Raw genomic sequence first — 17,383 nt, 5'->3', positions numbered from 1 at the left:
AAATGACTTTAAAAGAAGCAGGTTTAACAGAAGATAAATTAATTAAAATGTATGAAACGATGTTAATGGCAAGAAGACTTGACGAGCGTATGTGGCTACTTAACCGTTCTGGGAAAATTCCTTTCACCATTTCTGGACAAGGACAAGAAACGGCACAAATTGGCGCTGCGTTTGCCTTTGATTTAGATAAAGATTACGCATTACCATATTACCGCGATTTGGCGGTTGTGTTAGCATTCGGAATGACAGCGAAAGATATTATGTTATCCGCGTTTGCTAAAGCCGAAGACCCGAACTCTGGCGGACGTCAAATGCCAGCTCACTTTGGACAAAAATCAAACCGCATCGTGACACAAAGCTCACCAGTAACAACGCAATTTCCGCACGCAGCAGGTATTGGTCTTGCAGCAAAAATGGCCGGTGATAAGATTGCAATTTATGCTTCAACTGGGGAAGGATCTTCTAACCAAGGTGATTTCCATGAAGGAATCAACTTCGCATCTGTACATAAGTTGCCAGTTGTTTTCGTGATTCACAATAACCAATATGCCATTTCTGTGCCAGCATCGAAACAGTATGCCGCAGAAAAACTATCTGATCGAGCAATTGGTTACGGCATCCCTGGTGAACGTGTTGATGGAACGAACATGGGAGAAGTTTATGCAGCATTTAAACGTGCAGCAGATCGCGCAAGAAACGGCGAAGGACCAACTTTAATCGAAACAGTTTCATACCGCTTCACACCGCATTCCTCTGATGATGACGATAGCAGTTATCGTTCCAGAGAAGAAGTTAACGAAGCAAAAGGAAAAGATCCACTGACAATTTTCCAAACAGAACTACTTGAAGAAGGTTACTTAACAGAAGAAAAAATCGCTGAAATCGAAAAAAGCATTGCGAAAGAAGTTAACGAAGCAACCGATTACGCGGAAAGTGCAGCATACGCTGAACCAGAATCATCTTTACTTTATGTATATGATGAAGAAGCGAATAGCTGATTAGGAGGGAATTTGAATGCCAGTCATTTCATATATTGATGCAATAACAATGGCGCTTAAAGAAGAAATGGAGCGCGACGATAAAGTATTTATTTTAGGAGAAGACGTAGGGAAAAAAGGTGGCGTATTTAAAGCGACTGCTGGCCTATATGATGAATTCGGTGAAGACCGAGTTCTTGATACGCCGCTTGCTGAATCCGCGATTGCCGGAGTTGGAATTGGCGCAGCGATGTACGGCTATCGTCCAGTTGCAGAAATGCAATTTGCTGACTTTATTATGCCAGCTGTGAACCAAATTATTTCAGAAGCATCCAGAATTCGCTACCGTTCCAATAATGATTGGTCTTGCCCGATGGTTATTCGCGCACCTTTTGGCGGCGGGGTACACGGAGCACTTTACCATTCACAATCAGTTGAAAAAGTGTTTTTTGGACAACCAGGTTTGAAAATAGTTGTTCCTTCTTCACCATATGATGCAAAAGGACTTTTAAAAGCAGCGATTCGCGATAACGATCCAGTGCTTTTCTTTGAACATAAACGTGCGTATCGTTTACTAAAAGGCGAAGTGCCGGAAACAGATTATATTGTTCCAATCGGCGAAGCAAATGTCGTACGTGAAGGCGATGATATTACCGTAATTACTTATGGACTTGCGGTTCAATTTGCGCAACAAGCAGCAGAACGTTTAGCAGCGGAAGGCGTAGAAGCGCATATTCTTGATTTACGGACAATCTATCCACTAGATCAAGATGCAATTATTGAAGCAACGAAAAAAACAGGTAAAGTACTTCTTGTAACGGAAGATAACAAACAAGGAAGCATTATCAGTGAAGTGGCAGCAATCATTTCAGAGCATTGTCTATTTGACTTAGACGCACCGATTGCTAGACTCGCAGGACCTGATACCCCAGCAATGCCGTTTGCTCCAACAATGGAAAAACACTTTATGATTAATCCAGATAAAGTAGCGGATGCAATGAAAGAATTAGCGGAATTTTAGACCCGTTTTAAATTAAAGGAGTGAAGACCCGTGGCAGTTGAAAAAATCACCATGCCCAAATTAGGGGAAAGCGTAACAGAAGGAACGATTAGTTCGTGGTTAGTGAAACCTGGCGATACAGTCGAAAAATATGATGCTATCGCGGAAGTTTTAACCGACAAAGTAACAGCTGAAATCCCGTCTTCTTTTAGCGGGACAATCAAAGAAATTTTAGCTGAAGAAGATGAAACTTTAGAAGTAGGCGAAGTGATTTGCACGATTGAAACAGCAGAGGCGGGCAGTTCAGAGCCAGTTGCTGAAGTAGAAAAAGCAGAAACAAAAGCGCCTGAAAAACAAGAAACGAAACAAGTTAAATTAGCAGAAGCACCAGCTAGTGGAAGATTTTCCCCAGCTGTACTGCGAATTGCTGGCGAAAATAATATTGATTTATCAACTGTAGTAGGCACTGGTAAAGGTGGCAGAATTACAAGAAAAGATTTACTTCAAGTCATTGAAAACGGACCGGTAGCTACTAAGCCAGAAGTGCAAAGTGCGCCGCAAGAAAAAGCAGCTGCATCAACACCTGTAAGTTCAGCGGCCGGCGATAAAGAAATCCCAATCAATGGCGTAAGAAAAGCTATTGCGAAACATATGAGCGTCAGCAAACAAGAAATCCCGCACGCATGGATGATGGTGGAAGTAGATGCAACTGGACTTGTTCGCTATCGTAATGCAGTTAAAGATAGCTTCAAAAAAGAGGAAGGTTACTCGCTAACTTATTTCGCCTTTTTCATCAAAGCTGTTGCACAAGCCTTGAAAGAATTCCCGCAACTTAACAGCACATGGGCAGGAGATAAAATCATTGAGCACGCTAATATCAATATTTCCATTGCTATTGCGGCCGGCGATTTATTATATGTTCCAGTCATTAAAAATGCAGATGAAAAATCCATTAAAGGGATTGCTCGCGAAATAAGCGAACTTGCTGGAAAAGCGCGTAATGGCAAACTAAGCCAGGCGGATATGGAAGGTGGTACATTCACAGTAAACAGCACCGGTTCATTTGGTTCTGTTCAATCTATGGGAATTATTAATCACCCACAAGCAGCGATTCTTCAAGTGGAATCGATTGTTAAACGTCCAGTTATTATCGATGATATGATTGCCGTGCGCGATATGGTTAACCTATGCCTATCCATCGACCACCGTATTTTAGATGGCTTACTAGCAGGGAAATTCTTACAAGCAATTAAAGCCAATGTCGAAAAAATTTCCAAAGAAAATACAGCGTTGTATTAAAGATGTTTTAATCTAGGTTTAGCGGGTATTGTTTAGTACATCTAGATCCATACCCCTAAACTCCCTAGATGTCTTGGGTAGTACTTTCGGGTGCTGCTCTTTTTTTGAGGAGAAAAATAAAAAAAGTCTGAACCAAATTGGCTCAGACGGAGGATATTTATAAAAACATTAATACCCCGGTTAAAACACTTGATAATACAATCGCGATTAACATTAAAATAACGACAACGCGAACTACTTTTTTATTAGTCATTGCGGAAGAAAACTCCTCTCATAAAGCATTTCAGATATATCCATCTTACTGATAATTAAAGCAAATTTCAAGTTATTTCTTGATTTTTTTAGGCAAATAGGAAGAATGTAGGTGAAAATAAGATGATAGCCAATGCGAAAAAATATTTTACCGAATTAATCCAAATTCCATCTGTTTCTGGGAAAGAAAAAGCCATTTTAACTTACATAAAAAAACATTTAACGACATTGGACGTTCCCTATAGTTTGGACGAAAATTATGGCTTGATTGCACGGATTCCGGCGACTAGAGAGAAGTATCCAACAATCTTTTTCTGTAGTCATGTTGATACGCATCCAAATGCAGCTGCGCCAGTTTTTCAACTCGAACAAGATGTATTTACAGCGACAAATGGGACTTCTTTAGGTGCAGATGATAAAGCGGCCGTTGCAGCTATGTTGGCGGCAATTGATTATTTTTGCACCGAAAAAACACCGCACGGGGAAATTGAATTCATTTTTACAACAAAAGAGGAACTCGGAATGATCGGGATGCGGTTGTTTCCGGAAGAAAAAATTACAGCTGCATACGGGTATTGTTTAGATGCACCAGGCGAGGTAGGCAGTTATCAATTGCAAGCAAGTACGCTAGTTACGATGGGATTTACGATTGCGAGTTCTGATAGTGCCCAAATGTCGCCGATTTCCATTGCTAGAATGGCGCTTCATGCAACACGCCCAGGACGAATTGACCGGGAAAACAAATGGGAAATACAGTCGTTTTCTGGCGGAATAAATGATGAAAATGAGCAAGATGCGCAGTTAGAAGTTCTTTTCACGTCAGCAGCAAGTTTTCGTAAAGCGCTTCTGCATATTCAAACAATTAGAGAACGTTTTGCTCAAACCTGCGAGAAATATGGTGCGATGTTAACACACGATACGAAACTGATTTACGAAGGTTACCATATCCGTTCTAAACATCCGCTAATGAATATTTTCCAAAAAGCGGCTAAAAAACAAGCTTTAGAAACGCACGAAATTTTGTTAGAGGGCGGAACCGATGCCAATGTGTTAAATGAAAAAGGTATTCCAACTATGCTCTTGTCGGCGGGATATGAAAATGCCCACACAGACAAAGAAACAATTTCTGTAGGGCAGTTAGAAAAACTCACACAACTCGTGATTGACCTTGCAGAATCCGCTAAAAACGAGAAAATTTTACTCAGAAAGCTAAATTAATGAAAAAAAGTCAAATAATTCGGATTGATTCATTGTCCAAGAAGCAATTCTTTGATATAGTAATTAATGTTGATACTTTTATGTGTCATGTTGAAGTAAGACAGATTTTTCTGCCTTAATAAACCGGAAAGGAAGAAGTGCAAAATGGCAAAACAAGAAATTGGCGTTATAGGAATGGGCGTTATGGGCCGTAACTTGGCTCTAAACATTGAAAGCCGCGGTCATACAGTATCTATCTTTAACCGTTCTACTGAAAAAACGAAAGCGGTTATGGAAGAAAATGCGGACAAAAAATTAGTACCAACTTATAGTTTAGAGGAATTTGTCGAATCTCTTGAAGTGCCTCGCCGTATCCTTATTATGGTAAAAGCTGGCGATGCTACAGATATGATGATTGAAGCAGTTAAACCTTTCTTAAACGAAGGCGATATTTTAATCGATGGTGGTAATGCGTTCTTCAAAGATACGATTCGTCGTAATAAAGAACTAAGCGAAGAAGGATTTAACTTCATCGGAACTGGTGTATCAGGCGGAGAAGAAGGCGCACTTAAAGGCCCTTCCATCATGCCAGGTGGTCAACGCAAGGCATATGACCTTGTAGCCCCTATTTTACGTGAAATTGCTGCAGTAGCAGACGGAGAACCTTGTGTGACTTATATTGGTCCAGATGGTGCCGGACATTACGTTAAAATGGTGCATAACGGTATCGAATACGGCGATATGCAATTAATCGCAGAAGCTTACACTATTTTGAAAGAAATCGGTGGATTAAGCCATGATGAACTTGCTGACGTATTTGAAGAATGGAATAATGGCGAACTTGATAGTTATTTAATCGAGATCACTAAAAATATCCTAAAAGTAAAAGACGAAGAAACCGGCAAACCAATTGTCGATGTTATTCTTGATAAAGCTGGTCAAAAAGGAACTGGTAAATGGACTAGCCAAAGTGCACTTGACTTAGGTGTTCCACTTTCCTTAATTACAGAATCTGTATTTGCTCGTTATATCTCTGCTCTTAAAGAAGAACGTGTTTATGCAAGCACTGTATTAAATGGCCCATCTAACTATCATTTTGAAGGCGACAAAAAAGCATTTGTTGAATCTGTTCGTCGCGCACTTTATTTCAGTAAAATCGCATCTTATGCACAAGGTTTTGCTCAAATGAGAGCTGCTAGCGAAGAGTACAACTGGGATTTACAATACGGCGAAATCGCGAAAATTTTCCGCGCTGGTTGTATTATCCGTGCTCGTTTCTTGCAAAAAATTACCGATGCTTATAACCAAGATAAAAACCTTAAAAACTTGCTATTAGATCCTTATTTCAAAGATATCGCTCATAACTACCAAGGCGACCTTCGTACAGTTGTTGCAGAAGCAGTAAAAGCTGGAATTCCAGTGCCAACATTCACTGCAGCAATCAGCTACTACGACAGCTACCGTTCGGAAGTATTATCTGCAAATCTAATTCAAGCACAACGCGACTACTTTGGCGCTCATACGTATGAAAGAATCGACAAACCAGGCGTATTCCATACAGAATGGCCACAAGTAGAAGATTGATTTAAAAATACGGCATCCACTTTCACGAGTGGATGCTTTTTTTATGAGATTTGAATTAGTAAATCATGGTAAACCGCTAAAAAATACAGGAAATATCTATTTATGCGCTGTTATTAGTTGTTTTTGAGCCAAAGTTCGTTACAATAGTAATAGGAATATAGTGTAATGACCGAAAGAGAGGGTTAGGCCAAATGAATAGAATATTAATCGTAGAAGATGAAAAAAACTTAGCGCGCTTTATTGAATTAGAATTACAACATGAAAATTATGAAACGGCAGTCGCTAATGATGGTCGTGCTGGACTCGAACTGGCATTAAATGAAGAATGGGATGCAATTTTACTTGATCTAATGTTGCCACATTTAAACGGTGTAGAAGTTTGTCGTCGTGTGCGCCAAGTGAAACAAACACCTATCATAATGATAACCGCACGTGACTCTGTTATTGACCGTGTATCAGGGCTTGACCACGGGGCAGATGATTATATCGTCAAACCTTTCGCGATTGAAGAATTGCTGGCTCGTCTTCGTTCGCTACTACGCCGAGTAGAAAATGCGGAACAATCTGCTAAACAAACGACGCTTCAATACAGAAACTTAATCGTTGAAAAAGAAAATCGGATTGTTAAACGCGACGAAGAAATTATTGACTTAACCAAACGAGAGTACGAACTTTTACTTACATTAATGGAAAATGTCAATATCGTTCTAACGCGAGAAGTGCTGCTCAATAAAGTTTGGGGCTATGAAACAGAAGTAGAAACAAATGTAGTAGATGTGTACGTTCGTTACTTACGAAATAAAATTGATCATCCTGACGAAGAAAGTTACATCCAAACAGTTCGCGGGACAGGGTATGTGATGCGTACATGACAACTAGCCCATTCTCCTTAAAAAGTCGTTCGTTGAAATTTAAATGGACTTTTGGAGCTAGTGCAGCGATTTTTCTAACATTTTTCTTATTTTCCTATGCGATTTATCAAGGGATTGGGCAAATGTTGCTAAATGAAGAAGAACCGGAAGTAAAAGAACTGCTTCTAGCGACAACAAGTACGTTAACAAATCAAGATTTAACCGACAATGAGGAAATTAAATATCTATTTAACAACGATAAAACCGTGAACCGCAAACTGCAAGACCAAGTGATTAATCTCTATGATAAAGATGGCCATTTTATTAATAAGTATTATTTTTCTAGAAATCAAGATATCACGAGTATTGATTTTTCGCAGTATTTTGTTAGCGGCACGGATAAATTTATTATGAATAAACCAACGATTGATGGGCAGAAGATGATGACGGCGCAAATGCCGATTGTGGCGGACGATAATACGACCGTGATTGGTTATGCGCAAGTCGTAAACCCGCTCACTTCCTATAATCGGATGATGGATCGACTGCTTGTTACGATGATTTTACTCGGAGCAGTGGCGCTCTTTATTAGTGGGATGCTCGGCTACTTGCTAGCTCAAAACTTCTTAAATCCGCTTACTCGACTAGCGCGCTCTATGAACGATATTCGTAAAAATGGTTTCCAAAAACGTATCGAAACACAAACAAATTCCCGAGATGAAATCGGCGAATTGACCGTCGTTTTTAACGATATGATGACGCGCATTGAAACTAGTTTTGAACAGCAAAAACAATTCGTTGAGGATGCTTCCCATGAATTACGGACGCCTGTTCAAATTATGGAAGGTCATTTAAAACTTCTGACACGTTGGGGAAAAGATGATCCAGCGGTTCTTGATGAATCATTAAATGCTTCTTTAACTGAACTAGAACGGATGAAAAAATTAGTGCAAGAAATGCTTGATCTATCCAGAGCAGAACAAATTTCGCAAACAAAAGAATTACAAATTACGGATGTAAATGCGACAGTGGAGCAAGTAAGACGTAATTTTGAAGTGATGTATGAGAATTTCACTTTTACCTTAAAAGAAGATGATACGAATTTACGGGCGCTTATTCAGCATAATCATTTAGAGCAGATTTTAATTATTATTATGGATAATGCCGTGAAATATTCGGGTGATGGCACAGAAGTGGATATGCATGTTTATAAAGAACAAAAGCAAATCCATATTGATGTGCGTGATTACGGGGAAGGTATCTCACAAGAAGAAATTGATAAGATTTTTAATCGTTTCTACCGCGTAGACAAAGCTAGAAGCCGTGAAAAAGGTGGTAATGGCCTCGGACTTGCGATTGCTAAACAATTAGTCGAAGGATATCTAGGAACGATTAATGCAGTTAGTGAGCCAGATAAAGGCACGACCATCAAAATTACACTTCCTTATATTGAACCAAAATCTAAATAGAAAAACCGCAACCTTATGACGAGGTTGCGGTTTCTTTTATTTTTCTTTCTTTTGTTCTTCTACGATTTGTTCAAATTCTTTTTCTTCTTGTTCCATTACTTTTATTTCTGGATGTTTATTCATGTAGAGTTTTTTCGTTAGCAATGTTTGACCTGCTAAGAATAGTCCGCCGACAGCCCAGTATAATGCTAGAGCAGAAGGAGCTGTAAAGGATACGAATAAAATCATAATAGGTGACATTAAACCGATAATTTTCATTTGTTTCTTTTGTTCTGGTGAATAACCAATCATCGAAACAAAGTATTGTGCTAAGTAGACAAGTCCGGCGATAATCGCAAGTACCATATCTGGTGAACCTAGGTTAAACCACAAGAATGTGTGTTCTGCAATTGCAGATGAACCGCGAATTGCATAGTAGAACGCCATCAAAATCGGCATTTGGATAAGTAGTGGTAAACAACCCATTTGCATCGGATTGATATTATACTTGGAATAAACAGTCATCATTTCTTTTTGGATAGTTGCTTGTTCTTCTTTCGATGTAGCACGTTTTAAGCGAGCTTGAATTTCGTCGATTTCTGGTTTAGCAATCGCCATTTTGGATTGCATACCCATTTGAGCTTTAGCAGTACGTAAGTTTAGCGGCATAATTAGCGCACGGATAAGGAGCGTTGTAATAATAATCGCGACCCCGTAATTCCCCCCAACAAACTTTGCAACAAACACAATAAAGCTAGTGAATGGTTGAATCAGATAAGTACTGAAAAAACCATCTGTATTTTGTGACGGGTCCATACTACAACCTGTAAGTAATAGTAGAGCACCAAGTAAAACGCTAATTAAAATAATATTTTTCTTTTTCAATGTTTCATTTTCCTCCTAAATAGTAAAATAATAAATTCATACGTTGGAAAATGAAAAACTGTCTTCATCATCAGTAATGGCGCTACATTTCCTAGTTATCGCTAGCCAATTAATAATAAAATTAGGCGAGGTTCTATAAAAATGTGCTCGAAGTGCGATCTTTACTGGCTTTAAGCAGATAGCGTCAGCGGGTAGCACCATTTTCGGTTTTAATAATGTAATTGCCGACCAATAACTGAAGATCGTCAACATTAATAAAAACGTCACTGTGAGTGAAATGAATTCTGGTTCAAGTAAGATTTGCAAAATGGAAATCATGCCACGCAGTCGCTCCTTTCAAGGTTTTAGTACTCATTAACTATAATGCAAAAAGAGCTATAGCACAACTACTATTTTTGGGATTTTAGTAAACGATATCAAATGTTTTTCGTTCTTCTACAGGCGCCCCTTTATAAATATAAACATGCTCGATGCGGCAACCAGGGGACGGGCCTTTTTTTATTGCATCGATAAATTTATTTAAGTTTTCTTCTTCTGCAATTGCATGGATTTCAACGGAACCATCGTCTAAATTTTTTACTGTTCCACTAATATCGTATTTGTAAGCGACATGTTTTGTGGTGTAACGAAATCCAACACCTTGCACAAATCCAGTTACTCTCAAAATCGCTGTATCTCTAGCCATGGTAAAACCAACTCCTTTTATTTTTCCTCACTACCAGTGTATCTGTTTTTGCCGTTACTTTCAAAAATTTGCATTCCAGTATTTCAAGAAAGCTTGTGCTATAATAAGTGTATTATATTTACTGTTGGGAGTTTTTGATATGACAAAATGGAATGTCTATCTAACCAAAGGAGAATACGAGCCTTGGTGGTTTTTCGAGGAGTGGGAAACATCCATTCAAGCAGAATATTCTTTTTCGGATAAAGAAGCAGCTTTTCTGAAGTACCAAGAATTAGCAGAGGACTTACTGCGGAATTATCCTAACCATCAAACAAAAAAAGATTGTTTGCTTGCTGCTTGGAACGAAGAAGAAGTGGAATATTGTGAGGACTGTGAAGATGATATTCAAACATTTCACGGACTTATTTTATTTTTAGATGGGGAAGTATATCAGCCAACTCCCGATGAGAAAGAGACCATTTTTAAACCAGTTTTAACCTTTGCTTGAGGCGAAAAGAAATTTGGAGGATTAACAGATGCAGAAGAACGATGACTTATTAAGAGAACGCCGAAAAGACGAACATGTCGCTCTTGGTGTAAAGCAAAATGAGCAATTAGCGCTGTCTAGTTTAGAAGATATTCAGCTGATTGGGACGTCTATCCCGCGCTATAATGTGAAAGATATTGATTTAACGACTACTATTTTTGGGACGAATGTGCCGTTCCCGTTTTATATTAATGCAATGACAGGCGGCAGTCGCCATACGAAAAAAATTAATGCGGAACTTGCTGAAATAGCGCGCGAAGTAGCTATCCCGATGGCCGTTGGTTCACAATCTGCAGCTCTAAAAAACAGCTCGCTAATAGATACATATAAAATCGTGCGGGAAGTTAATCCGGCAGGTGTGATTTTAGCGAATGTCAGTCCAGAAGTGGCGATTCAAGATGGTCTGCGCGCGGTTGAAATGTTAGAAGCCGATGCGCTACAAATTCATATTAACCCTGCGCAAGAATTAGTCATGGAAGAAGGCGACCGAGCTTTCAGTCACTGGCTGACAAGAATAGAAGAGTATGTCAAACTTTCTCCAGTACCAGTTGTCGTGAAAGAAGTTGGTTTTGGCATGACGCGCGAAACAGTTAAAACATTAGCCGAAGTTGGTGTAGAAACAGTAGACTTAGCTGGAAGAGGCGGAACGAACTTCGCCCAAATTGAAAATGACCGCCGCCGCGACCATGCGTACGACTTTTTACTTGATTGGGGTATTTCAACTGGGCAAGCATTAATCGATATGCAACACGCCGATGCACCAAAAATTGCTTACTTAGCATCAGGGGGCATTAGAAACCCGTTAGATATCGTGAAAGCTTTGGCGCTCGGAGCAGATAGCGTCGGCATGGCTGGCCAAATCATCTATTCCCTAAAAAAAGATGGCGTCACAAAAACCATCGAAAAACTGGAATTATGGAAAGAACAGCTACGCGGCTTATTTGTTTTAGCTGATGCGAAAAATATCGCGGAACTAAAGACAACCCCGTTAATCGTAAGTGGCGAACTTGCTAGCTGGGGAACTTTACGAGGAATTGATTTAGCCGAACTTGCTAATAGAAAATAAAAACCAGCTGCTATTTATTTAGCAAAGCTGGTTTTTTATTTATTGAACCATTTCTGGTAAAGTTTCATCAATTGCTTGAAGACGTTCTGTGAATTCTTCTTTAGATAAATTTTTCGTATAAAGATTTGCTGGGTGAACGCGGCAATCATGCGAACAACTACGCAAATATTTTTCTTCGTTTTGTGTAGAAGCAAGGATTTGCTTATTACAGTACGGATTAGCACAATTAATGTAACGTTCGCAAGGTGTTCCGTCAAAGTAATCTTTCCCAACAATGGTAGGATTTACTTGATTAATCGGAACCGCGATTCGTTCATCAAAAACGTACATTTGACCGTCCCAAAGTTCTCCTTGTGTTTCTTCATTTTTGCCGTAAGTGGCAATCCCGCCGTGTAGTTGACTCACATCGTCAAAGCCAGCTGTTTTTAACCAACCAGAAAATTTCTCACAACGAATGCCGCCAGTACAGTAGGTTACGATTTTTTTGTCTGCAAGTTGCTCACGATTATCTTCAATCCAAGCTGGTAACTCGCGGAAATTTTGAATATCTGGACGAACAGCACCGCGGAAATGACCAATATCAAATTCATAATCATTTCGAGCATCTAAAATCACCGTTTCTTCATCCAAAAGGGCTTCCCGAAACTCAGCTGGTTCTAAATAAGTCCCAGTTACTTCTAACGGATTTACATCTTCTTCTAAACTCAAACTAACAATTTCAGTACGAGGTCTAACATGCATCTTCTTAAACGCATGAGAGTCAGCCGCATCAATTTTAAATACCATATCAGCGAAGCGAGCGTCATTTACCATGTATTCGATGTACTTGTTTGTTGCTTCTACTGTTCCAGAAACGGTGCCATTAATCCCCTCAGACGCCACCAAAATCCGGCCTTTCAATTCCATTTCTTTGCAAGCCGCAAGATGCTCTTTTGCAAAAGTTTCTGGATCATCAATCGTTGTGTATTTGTAATATAACAACACTTGATAGTCACTCATAATCTTATCACCCTTCAAAATGTATTTCATGTGTAAGAATAATTCTCCACAAGTTTGCGCATTAATACTATACTATAGCAAATTCAGACTGGCAAGTAACCGAACTGCAAAATAAATGCTTCTTATTATTAACTATATGTACAAGTACAAAACAGCTATGGTATACTTATTAAATATGAAGCGAAAATTTTGTTGATGGAAGCAAATCTTGTTTTCATTGCCTAAAATAAAGAATGAAGTAAGGATTGGGCGTGAGCTATGTGCAAATAAATGAATCGTTTATGGAAGAACTAGCTTTAAAAAAAGTAAAACAAGAACGCAGAAAAAGGTTAAAGTGGTTTGTTTATAAATTTTTAATGATTACCTTTGGGGCGATTTTAATGGGGGTTGGATTGGAACTTTTCCTTGTAAACAACCGGATTTTAGATGGTGGTGTCGTGGGTATTTCGATTATTATTTCGCAGTTAACACCACTACCACTCGGGGTTTTAACTTTTGTACTTAATATTCCATTTTTTATTATCGGATATCGGAAAATCGGAAAGGTATTTGCGTTATTTACATTGTACGGAATTGCGGTCATGTCGATTGTGACGCTCGTTTTACATGATATGGATCCAGTGACAGATGACTTGTTGCTGGCGACTGTTTTTGGTGGCATGACGCTTGGGTTAGGCGTAGGGCTTGTCATTCGTAATGGTGGGGCGCTCGATGGGACGGAAATCATTTCTATCATCATCAACGGACGGACACCATTTTCGACAGGACAAATTATTATGTTTATTAATATTGTCATTTTCATTGTTGCGGGGCTGGTGTTTAACTGGGACCGAGCGATGTATTCTCTCATTACCTATTTTCTAGCGTATAAAGTGATTGATATTGTTATTCAAGGTGTAGATGAGTCGAAAAGTGCTTTTATTATCAGTCGCTATTACGAGGAAATTGGTGCAGAAATTATGGAGCAGCTTGGTAAAGGTGTTACATATTTAGATGCCACTGGCGGATATTCCGGCGATGTAAGAAAAGTAGTTTTCGTTATCGTCTCAAGATTTGAAGAAGTGAAAGTGAAAGCGATATTGGACGAAATCGATCCAGATGCCTTCTTAGCGGTCGGAGGAAGTATGTCAGAAGTCCGCGGCGGAAAGCTGATGAACACGAAAACACCACATCTATAACGATGCTAAAACCATGTATCTTCTATTCGAGATATGTGGTTTTTTGACGAAAGGAAACATTTGTTTGTATAATAGGGCTATAGTATGAGCGACAGAACGAATAGATGTGCTATAATAAAACAAGCAAAAAAGGAATGGGTGGGACTTGGCATGGCGACACAGAAGAAAAAAACGAGCGGACGAAAAAAATCGTCAACACGTTCAAAGAAAAAACAATCAGCCTCTTTTCGTTTAGAAATAACAGGGGTTGTTTTGATAGCAATAGGGATTATCGGACTTTTACAACTAGGCTTTGTCGGCCGCGGATTTTTTGCGTTGGCTGAAATGTTTGTTGGTCTTCTAAGCTATGTATTACTTGCTGGAAGTGTAATACTTGGTGGCTATATGGTCATTAGAAGAAAAATGCCGCATCTCTTTAGCAAACGTTTAGTAGGAATTTACCTAATTATTTTAGGCTTTTTAACTTATATACATATGTATTTTATTATCCACAATTTAGGGGCAAATGCGTCCGTTATTTCTAGTACATGGAAATTAGTTCTAGAAAATTTATTTAGACCAAATCAAGTTGGATTTGTTGGTGGAGGCATGATTGGGGCTGTGATTACCTCAATTACCTACTTCTTATTAGATCGCCTTGGCACAAATCTAATTGCGGCATTGCTTATTATTTATGGCTTTTCACTTGTATCTGGCATTTCTATCCGTCAATTTTTCGCGAAAATGACAGAATTTGTCCGCTACTTATTTACAAAAGGTAAAGCGGCAACAGAAAAAGGCAAAGAAGTAAAAGCGAAACATGATAAAAAGAAAGCAGAAAAAGTCGTTGAAGTGGAGCCTGAAGAGGTAATCGACCTAATAGAACCAACCCCAGAAGAAAAAGTACCACCAATTATTTCTAACTTTAGTTCAAAAGTGGAACAAGAAAAAGCGCCTGTGGAAGAACAGACAGAGCAAAAAGAACAAGAACTAGAAATGTTCCAACAAGAATCTTTTGAAAATGAGATTTACCAATTACCGCCAGTAGATATTTTAGCACCGGCAAAAGTTACCGATCAAAGTAAAGAATATGATCAAATTAAAGTGAATGCTAAAAAACTAGAAGATACCTTTGAAAGTTTTGGCGTAAAAGCGAAAATCACACAAGTACATCTTGGACCAGCTGTTACAAAATACGAGGTACAGCCATCTGTTGGTGTTAAAGTAAGTAAAATTGTTTCTTTAAGTGATGATATCGCCCTTGCTTTAGCTGCAAAAGATATCCGTATCGAAGCGCCAATTCCTGGGAAATCCGCGATTGGTATTGAGGTAGCAAATCAAAATGTGGCAATGGTATCGTTGCGTGAAGTGTTAGAAAATAACCCTAAAAATAATCCGGAAGAGAAACTGCAAATTGCACTTGGACGTGATATTTCTGGTGAAGCGATGATGGCGAGTCTTGATAAAATGCCCCATTTACTTGTCGCAGGAGCAACAGGGAGCGGGAAATCCGTTTGTATTAACGGAATTATTACGAGCATTTTACTCCGCGCCAAACCGCATGAAGTGAAAATGATGATGATTGATCCGAAAATGGTCGAGCTAAATGTCTATAATGGTATTCCGCATTTACTTGCGCCAGTTGTAACGAATCCTAAAAAAGCAGCTCAAGCCTTACAAAAAGTCGTTGCTGAGATGGAACGCCGCTATGATTTATTCTCACATACCGGTACACGTAATATGCAAGGTTACAACGATTATGTGAAAAAACAAAATGAGCTAAACAATGAAAAACAACCAGAGTTACCATTTATCGTCGTTATTGTAGATGAGTTGGCTGACTTGATGATGGTTGCTTCGAACGATGTAGAGGATGCTATTACACGATTAGCACAAATGGCACGTGCGGCGGGAATACATTTAATTATTGCCACACAGCGGCCATCTGTAGACGTAATTACAGGTGTTATTAAAGCGAACATCCCATCGCGTATTGCTTTTGCTGTATCGAGTTCGATTGATTCAAGAACGATTTTAGATATGGGTGGGGCAGAGAAATTGCTTGGACGAGGAGATATGCTGTTACTACCAGTTGGATCAAGTAAACCGACGCGTATTCAAGGGGCCTTTTTATCTGATGCAGAAGTAGAAGATGTCGTGAACTACGTTATTTCGCAACAAAAAGCACAGTACAGCGAAGAAATGATTCCTGATGACATCCCGGAAGTAGAAGGAGAAGTGACGGATGAGCTTTATCACGAAGCAGTAGAGCTTGTTGTAGAAATGCAAACAGCTTCCGTCTCAATGTTACAACGGAAGTTCCGAATCGGCTATAATCGCGCGGCGAGATTAATTGATGAAATGGAACAAAGAGGTGTCGTTGGCCCGCACGAAGGTAGCAAACCAAGACGCGTAAATGTTGAAATTAGTCCTGAACATGAATAAAAAAAGGTTGCGACTCTTAGTCGCAACCTTTTTTTCTAGGAAAGTAAATCCTTTTTCTGCGTTTGGATTTCTTTTTCGCTAGATGCATATTTCGCTTGTGTTCGGTCAAGCAGTTCATCGAAGAATTTTGGTAACTCTGATTGGCTGAGTTCCACGCCTTCAGCAGTTATGCCACCCTTTGTTGCAACTCGTTCAATCAAGCCGTTAAACGTATAATCTTCCTCAACTAACAGCTTGGAAGTTCCAGCTAAAGCAAAATTAATCATTTGGAAGACCTCCGCATCCGATAAAGAAGACCTTCTAAGAGCAGCTTCCACAAATTGTTCGAAAATCGCTGCGATAATGCCAGGCGAAGAGCTAGTTAAATCACTTGCAACATCGATATTCTCTTCACGAATCGTCATCACATGTCCGAAATGCTCAAATATAGCTTCTAACCAAGCGCTGTTCTTTGTAGCAACTGTATCAGCATGCGCAATCAATGTTGTCCCCACACCGACAGTTGTCGTGATAGAAGGAATCAATTTACTAACTTGTAACGCAGGAGAAATTGCTAAAATATCAGATGTACTGACGCCAGCCGCAATAGAAATAACATGACGTTCCGATGTTAGTACTGCCGAACAATCTTTAATAAGCGGTAAAACAGCAAGTGGTAATGTGCAAATAAAACTATGCGCCGCTTTTGTAAAAACCTCAGCTTCATTGCTAGCTAATTCCGCTGTCGGATAGGTATCATAAAATTGTTTGAAATGCTCATTTTTGGAATTGGAATAGAGGATGATTTCTTCGGGAGCAGCAAGCTCAGTTTCAATTATTTTAGTCGCAATTAACGATGCCATACTTCCAAAACCGATAAAACCTATTTTTGTCATTTTCATCCCGCCTTTCATCATTCATTTTATTATGAAGGGAATAAAAGGGGATTGCAACTAAACTTGATTGTTTGCTTTTTCACGTTAACGCGCTTGTGCCTAAGGATTGACGAAAAAGCGAATGATTCCGATAGAAT

Annotated in this window: 17 protein-coding genes; 11 read left to right on the top strand and 6 right to left on the bottom strand. The window is 39.2% G+C overall.

The genetic code is table 11. The features are described 5' to 3' along the window. Positions 1–2 precede the first annotated feature (2 nt). Genes HCJ55_RS07025 through HCJ55_RS07015 form a run of 3 tightly spaced genes read left to right on the top strand, consistent with a single transcriptional unit; the run spans position 3 to position 3,276 of the window. The gene (locus HCJ55_RS07025) at positions 3–998 is read left to right on the top strand and encodes a thiamine pyrophosphate-dependent dehydrogenase E1 component subunit alpha (RefSeq protein WP_008947750.1); all 996 of its coding nucleotides are present in this window, start codon (positions 3–5) and stop codon (positions 996–998) included. 16 nt (positions 999–1,014) lie between these two features. Continuing rightward, positions 1,015–1,998 carry an alpha-ketoacid dehydrogenase subunit beta gene (locus HCJ55_RS07020; protein WP_008947751.1) on the top strand — a complete coding sequence of 328 codons (984 nt, stop codon included), beginning with the start codon at positions 1,015–1,017 and terminating at the stop codon, positions 1,996–1,998. Between the two features lie 30 nt (positions 1,999–2,028). Further along, the gene (locus HCJ55_RS07015) at positions 2,029–3,276 is read left to right on the top strand and encodes a dihydrolipoamide acetyltransferase family protein (RefSeq protein ID WP_185517575.1); all 1,248 of its coding nucleotides are present in this window, start codon (positions 2,029–2,031) and stop codon (positions 3,274–3,276) included. Between the two features lie 157 nt (positions 3,277–3,433). Here HCJ55_RS07015 and prli42 read toward each other — a convergent pair whose 3' ends face one another. Further along, positions 3,434–3,529 (bottom strand): stressosome-associated protein Prli42, encoded by a 96-nt coding sequence (gene prli42 / locus HCJ55_RS07010; RefSeq protein WP_003722501.1) that lies wholly within the window; start codon positions 3,527–3,529, stop codon positions 3,434–3,436. Positions 3,530–3,651: 122 nt separating this feature from the next. On the opposite strand from prli42, the gene HCJ55_RS07005 reads away from it, so the two are divergent. The 4 genes from HCJ55_RS07005 to HCJ55_RS06990 all read left to right on the top strand — a co-directional run bounded on the left by HCJ55_RS07005 (position 3,652) and on the right by HCJ55_RS06990 (position 8,629). Continuing rightward, positions 3,652–4,746: a M20/M25/M40 family metallo-hydrolase gene (locus HCJ55_RS07005; protein WP_185517574.1), complete on the top strand. Its 1,095-nt coding sequence runs from the start codon at positions 3,652–3,654 to the stop codon at positions 4,744–4,746. A 144-nt stretch (positions 4,747–4,890) separates the two neighbouring features. Beyond that, positions 4,891–6,309 (top strand): NADP-dependent phosphogluconate dehydrogenase, encoded by a 1,419-nt coding sequence (gene gnd / locus HCJ55_RS07000; protein WP_185502199.1) that lies wholly within the window; start codon positions 4,891–4,893, stop codon positions 6,307–6,309. A 191-nt stretch (positions 6,310–6,500) separates the two neighbouring features. Continuing rightward, a complete protein-coding gene (locus tag HCJ55_RS06995) occupies positions 6,501–7,181 on the top strand; it encodes a response regulator transcription factor (protein ID WP_003719652.1) in 681 nt (226 codons plus the stop codon). Beyond that, a complete protein-coding gene (locus tag HCJ55_RS06990) occupies positions 7,178–8,629 on the top strand; it encodes a HAMP domain-containing sensor histidine kinase (protein WP_185517572.1) in 1,452 nt (483 codons plus the stop codon). Before HCJ55_RS06995 ends, HCJ55_RS06990 begins: the two co-directional genes overlap by 4 nt. A 36-nt stretch (positions 8,630–8,665) precedes the next feature. On the opposite strand, the gene HCJ55_RS06985 is transcribed toward HCJ55_RS06990, so the two are convergent. From HCJ55_RS06985 to HCJ55_RS06975, 3 genes are all read right to left on the bottom strand, one after another. Beyond that, entirely contained in the window at positions 8,666–9,493 is an 828-nt protein-coding gene (locus tag HCJ55_RS06985; RefSeq protein WP_185517570.1) for a membrane protein insertase YidC, read from the bottom strand. A 36-nt stretch (positions 9,494–9,529) separates the two neighbouring features. Further along, entirely contained in the window at positions 9,530–9,811 is a 282-nt protein-coding gene (locus HCJ55_RS06980; RefSeq protein ID WP_185391319.1) for a hypothetical protein, read from the bottom strand. Positions 9,812–9,896: 85 nt separating this feature from the next. Continuing rightward, positions 9,897–10,178, bottom strand: a complete 282-nt coding sequence (locus tag HCJ55_RS06975; protein ID WP_003722507.1) for an acylphosphatase — start codon at positions 10,176–10,178, stop codon at positions 9,897–9,899. Positions 10,179–10,317: 139 nt separating this feature from the next. On the opposite strand from HCJ55_RS06975, the gene HCJ55_RS06970 reads away from it, so the two are divergent. Beyond that, positions 10,318–10,665, top strand: coding sequence for a DUF1033 family protein (locus HCJ55_RS06970; protein WP_008947759.1), 348 nt, complete (start codon positions 10,318–10,320; stop codon positions 10,663–10,665). A gap of 28 nt (positions 10,666–10,693) precedes the next feature. Next, complete coding sequence (gene fni, locus HCJ55_RS06965; RefSeq protein WP_185517568.1) at positions 10,694–11,770, top strand: type 2 isopentenyl-diphosphate Delta-isomerase; 1,077 nt, start codon at positions 10,694–10,696, stop codon at positions 11,768–11,770. 39 nt (positions 11,771–11,809) lie between these two features. Here fni and trhO read toward each other — a convergent pair whose 3' ends face one another. Beyond that, on the bottom strand, positions 11,810–12,769 hold the full coding sequence (trhO, locus tag HCJ55_RS06960; protein ID WP_185517566.1) for an oxygen-dependent tRNA uridine(34) hydroxylase TrhO: 960 nt from the start codon (positions 12,767–12,769) through the stop codon (positions 11,810–11,812). Between the two features lie 251 nt (positions 12,770–13,020). Here trhO and HCJ55_RS06955 point away from each other — a divergent pair, with 251 nt between their 5' ends. Then, positions 13,021–13,947 (top strand): YitT family protein, encoded by a 927-nt coding sequence (locus HCJ55_RS06955; protein ID WP_003727465.1) that lies wholly within the window; start codon positions 13,021–13,023, stop codon positions 13,945–13,947. A gap of 150 nt (positions 13,948–14,097) precedes the next feature. Further along, the gene (locus HCJ55_RS06950) at positions 14,098–16,371 is read left to right on the top strand and encodes an FtsK/SpoIIIE family DNA translocase (RefSeq protein WP_185506815.1); all 2,274 of its coding nucleotides are present in this window, start codon (positions 14,098–14,100) and stop codon (positions 16,369–16,371) included. Positions 16,372–16,406: 35 nt separating this feature from the next. Here HCJ55_RS06950 and proG read toward each other — a convergent pair whose 3' ends face one another. Beyond that, positions 16,407–17,246, bottom strand: coding sequence for a pyrroline-5-carboxylate reductase ProG (gene proG / locus HCJ55_RS06945; RefSeq protein ID WP_185517564.1), 840 nt, complete (start codon positions 17,244–17,246; stop codon positions 16,407–16,409). Between the last annotated feature and the right edge of the window lie 137 nt (positions 17,247–17,383).

This window comes from Listeria marthii (assembly GCF_014227425.1).
GTDB classification, from domain to species: Bacteria; Bacillota; Bacilli; order Lactobacillales; family Listeriaceae; genus Listeria; species Listeria marthii.
The sequence above is the reverse complement of the archived record's forward strand: the minus strand, read 5'-3'. Positions and strand labels throughout refer to the sequence as shown.

What these genes read in the sequence shown, in the direction of transcription:
- HCJ55_RS07025 (WP_008947750.1), top strand. Translation starts at nt 3, where the DNA reads ATGACTTTAAAAGAAGCAGGTTTAACAGAAGATAAATTAATTAAAATG.
- HCJ55_RS07020 (WP_008947751.1), top strand. Translation starts at nt 1,015, where the DNA reads ATGCCAGTCATTTCATATATTGATGCAATAACAATGGCGCTTAAAGAA.
- prli42 (WP_003722501.1), bottom strand. Translation starts at nt 3,529, where the DNA reads ATGACTAATAAAAAAGTAGTTCGCGTTGTCGTTATTTTAATGTTAATC.
- HCJ55_RS07005 (WP_185517574.1), top strand. Translation starts at nt 3,652, where the DNA reads ATGATAGCCAATGCGAAAAAATATTTTACCGAATTAATCCAAATTCCA.
- gnd (WP_185502199.1), top strand. Translation starts at nt 4,891, where the DNA reads ATGGCAAAACAAGAAATTGGCGTTATAGGAATGGGCGTTATGGGCCGT.
- HCJ55_RS06995 (WP_003719652.1), top strand. Translation starts at nt 6,501, where the DNA reads ATGAATAGAATATTAATCGTAGAAGATGAAAAAAACTTAGCGCGCTTT.
- HCJ55_RS06990 (WP_185517572.1), top strand. Translation starts at nt 7,178, where the DNA reads ATGACAACTAGCCCATTCTCCTTAAAAAGTCGTTCGTTGAAATTTAAA.
- HCJ55_RS06980 (WP_185391319.1), bottom strand. Translation starts at nt 9,811, where the DNA reads ATGATTTCCATTTTGCAAATCTTACTTGAACCAGAATTCATTTCACTC.
- HCJ55_RS06975 (WP_003722507.1), bottom strand. Translation starts at nt 10,178, where the DNA reads ATGGCTAGAGATACAGCGATTTTGAGAGTAACTGGATTTGTGCAAGGT.
- HCJ55_RS06970 (WP_008947759.1), top strand. Translation starts at nt 10,318, where the DNA reads ATGACAAAATGGAATGTCTATCTAACCAAAGGAGAATACGAGCCTTGG.
- fni (WP_185517568.1), top strand. Translation starts at nt 10,694, where the DNA reads ATGCAGAAGAACGATGACTTATTAAGAGAACGCCGAAAAGACGAACAT.
- trhO (WP_185517566.1), bottom strand. Translation starts at nt 12,769, where the DNA reads ATGAGTGACTATCAAGTGTTGTTATATTACAAATACACAACGATTGAT.
- HCJ55_RS06950 (WP_185506815.1), top strand. Translation starts at nt 14,098, where the DNA reads ATGGCGACACAGAAGAAAAAAACGAGCGGACGAAAAAAATCGTCAACA.
- proG (WP_185517564.1), bottom strand. Translation starts at nt 17,246, where the DNA reads ATGACAAAAATAGGTTTTATCGGTTTTGGAAGTATGGCATCGTTAATT.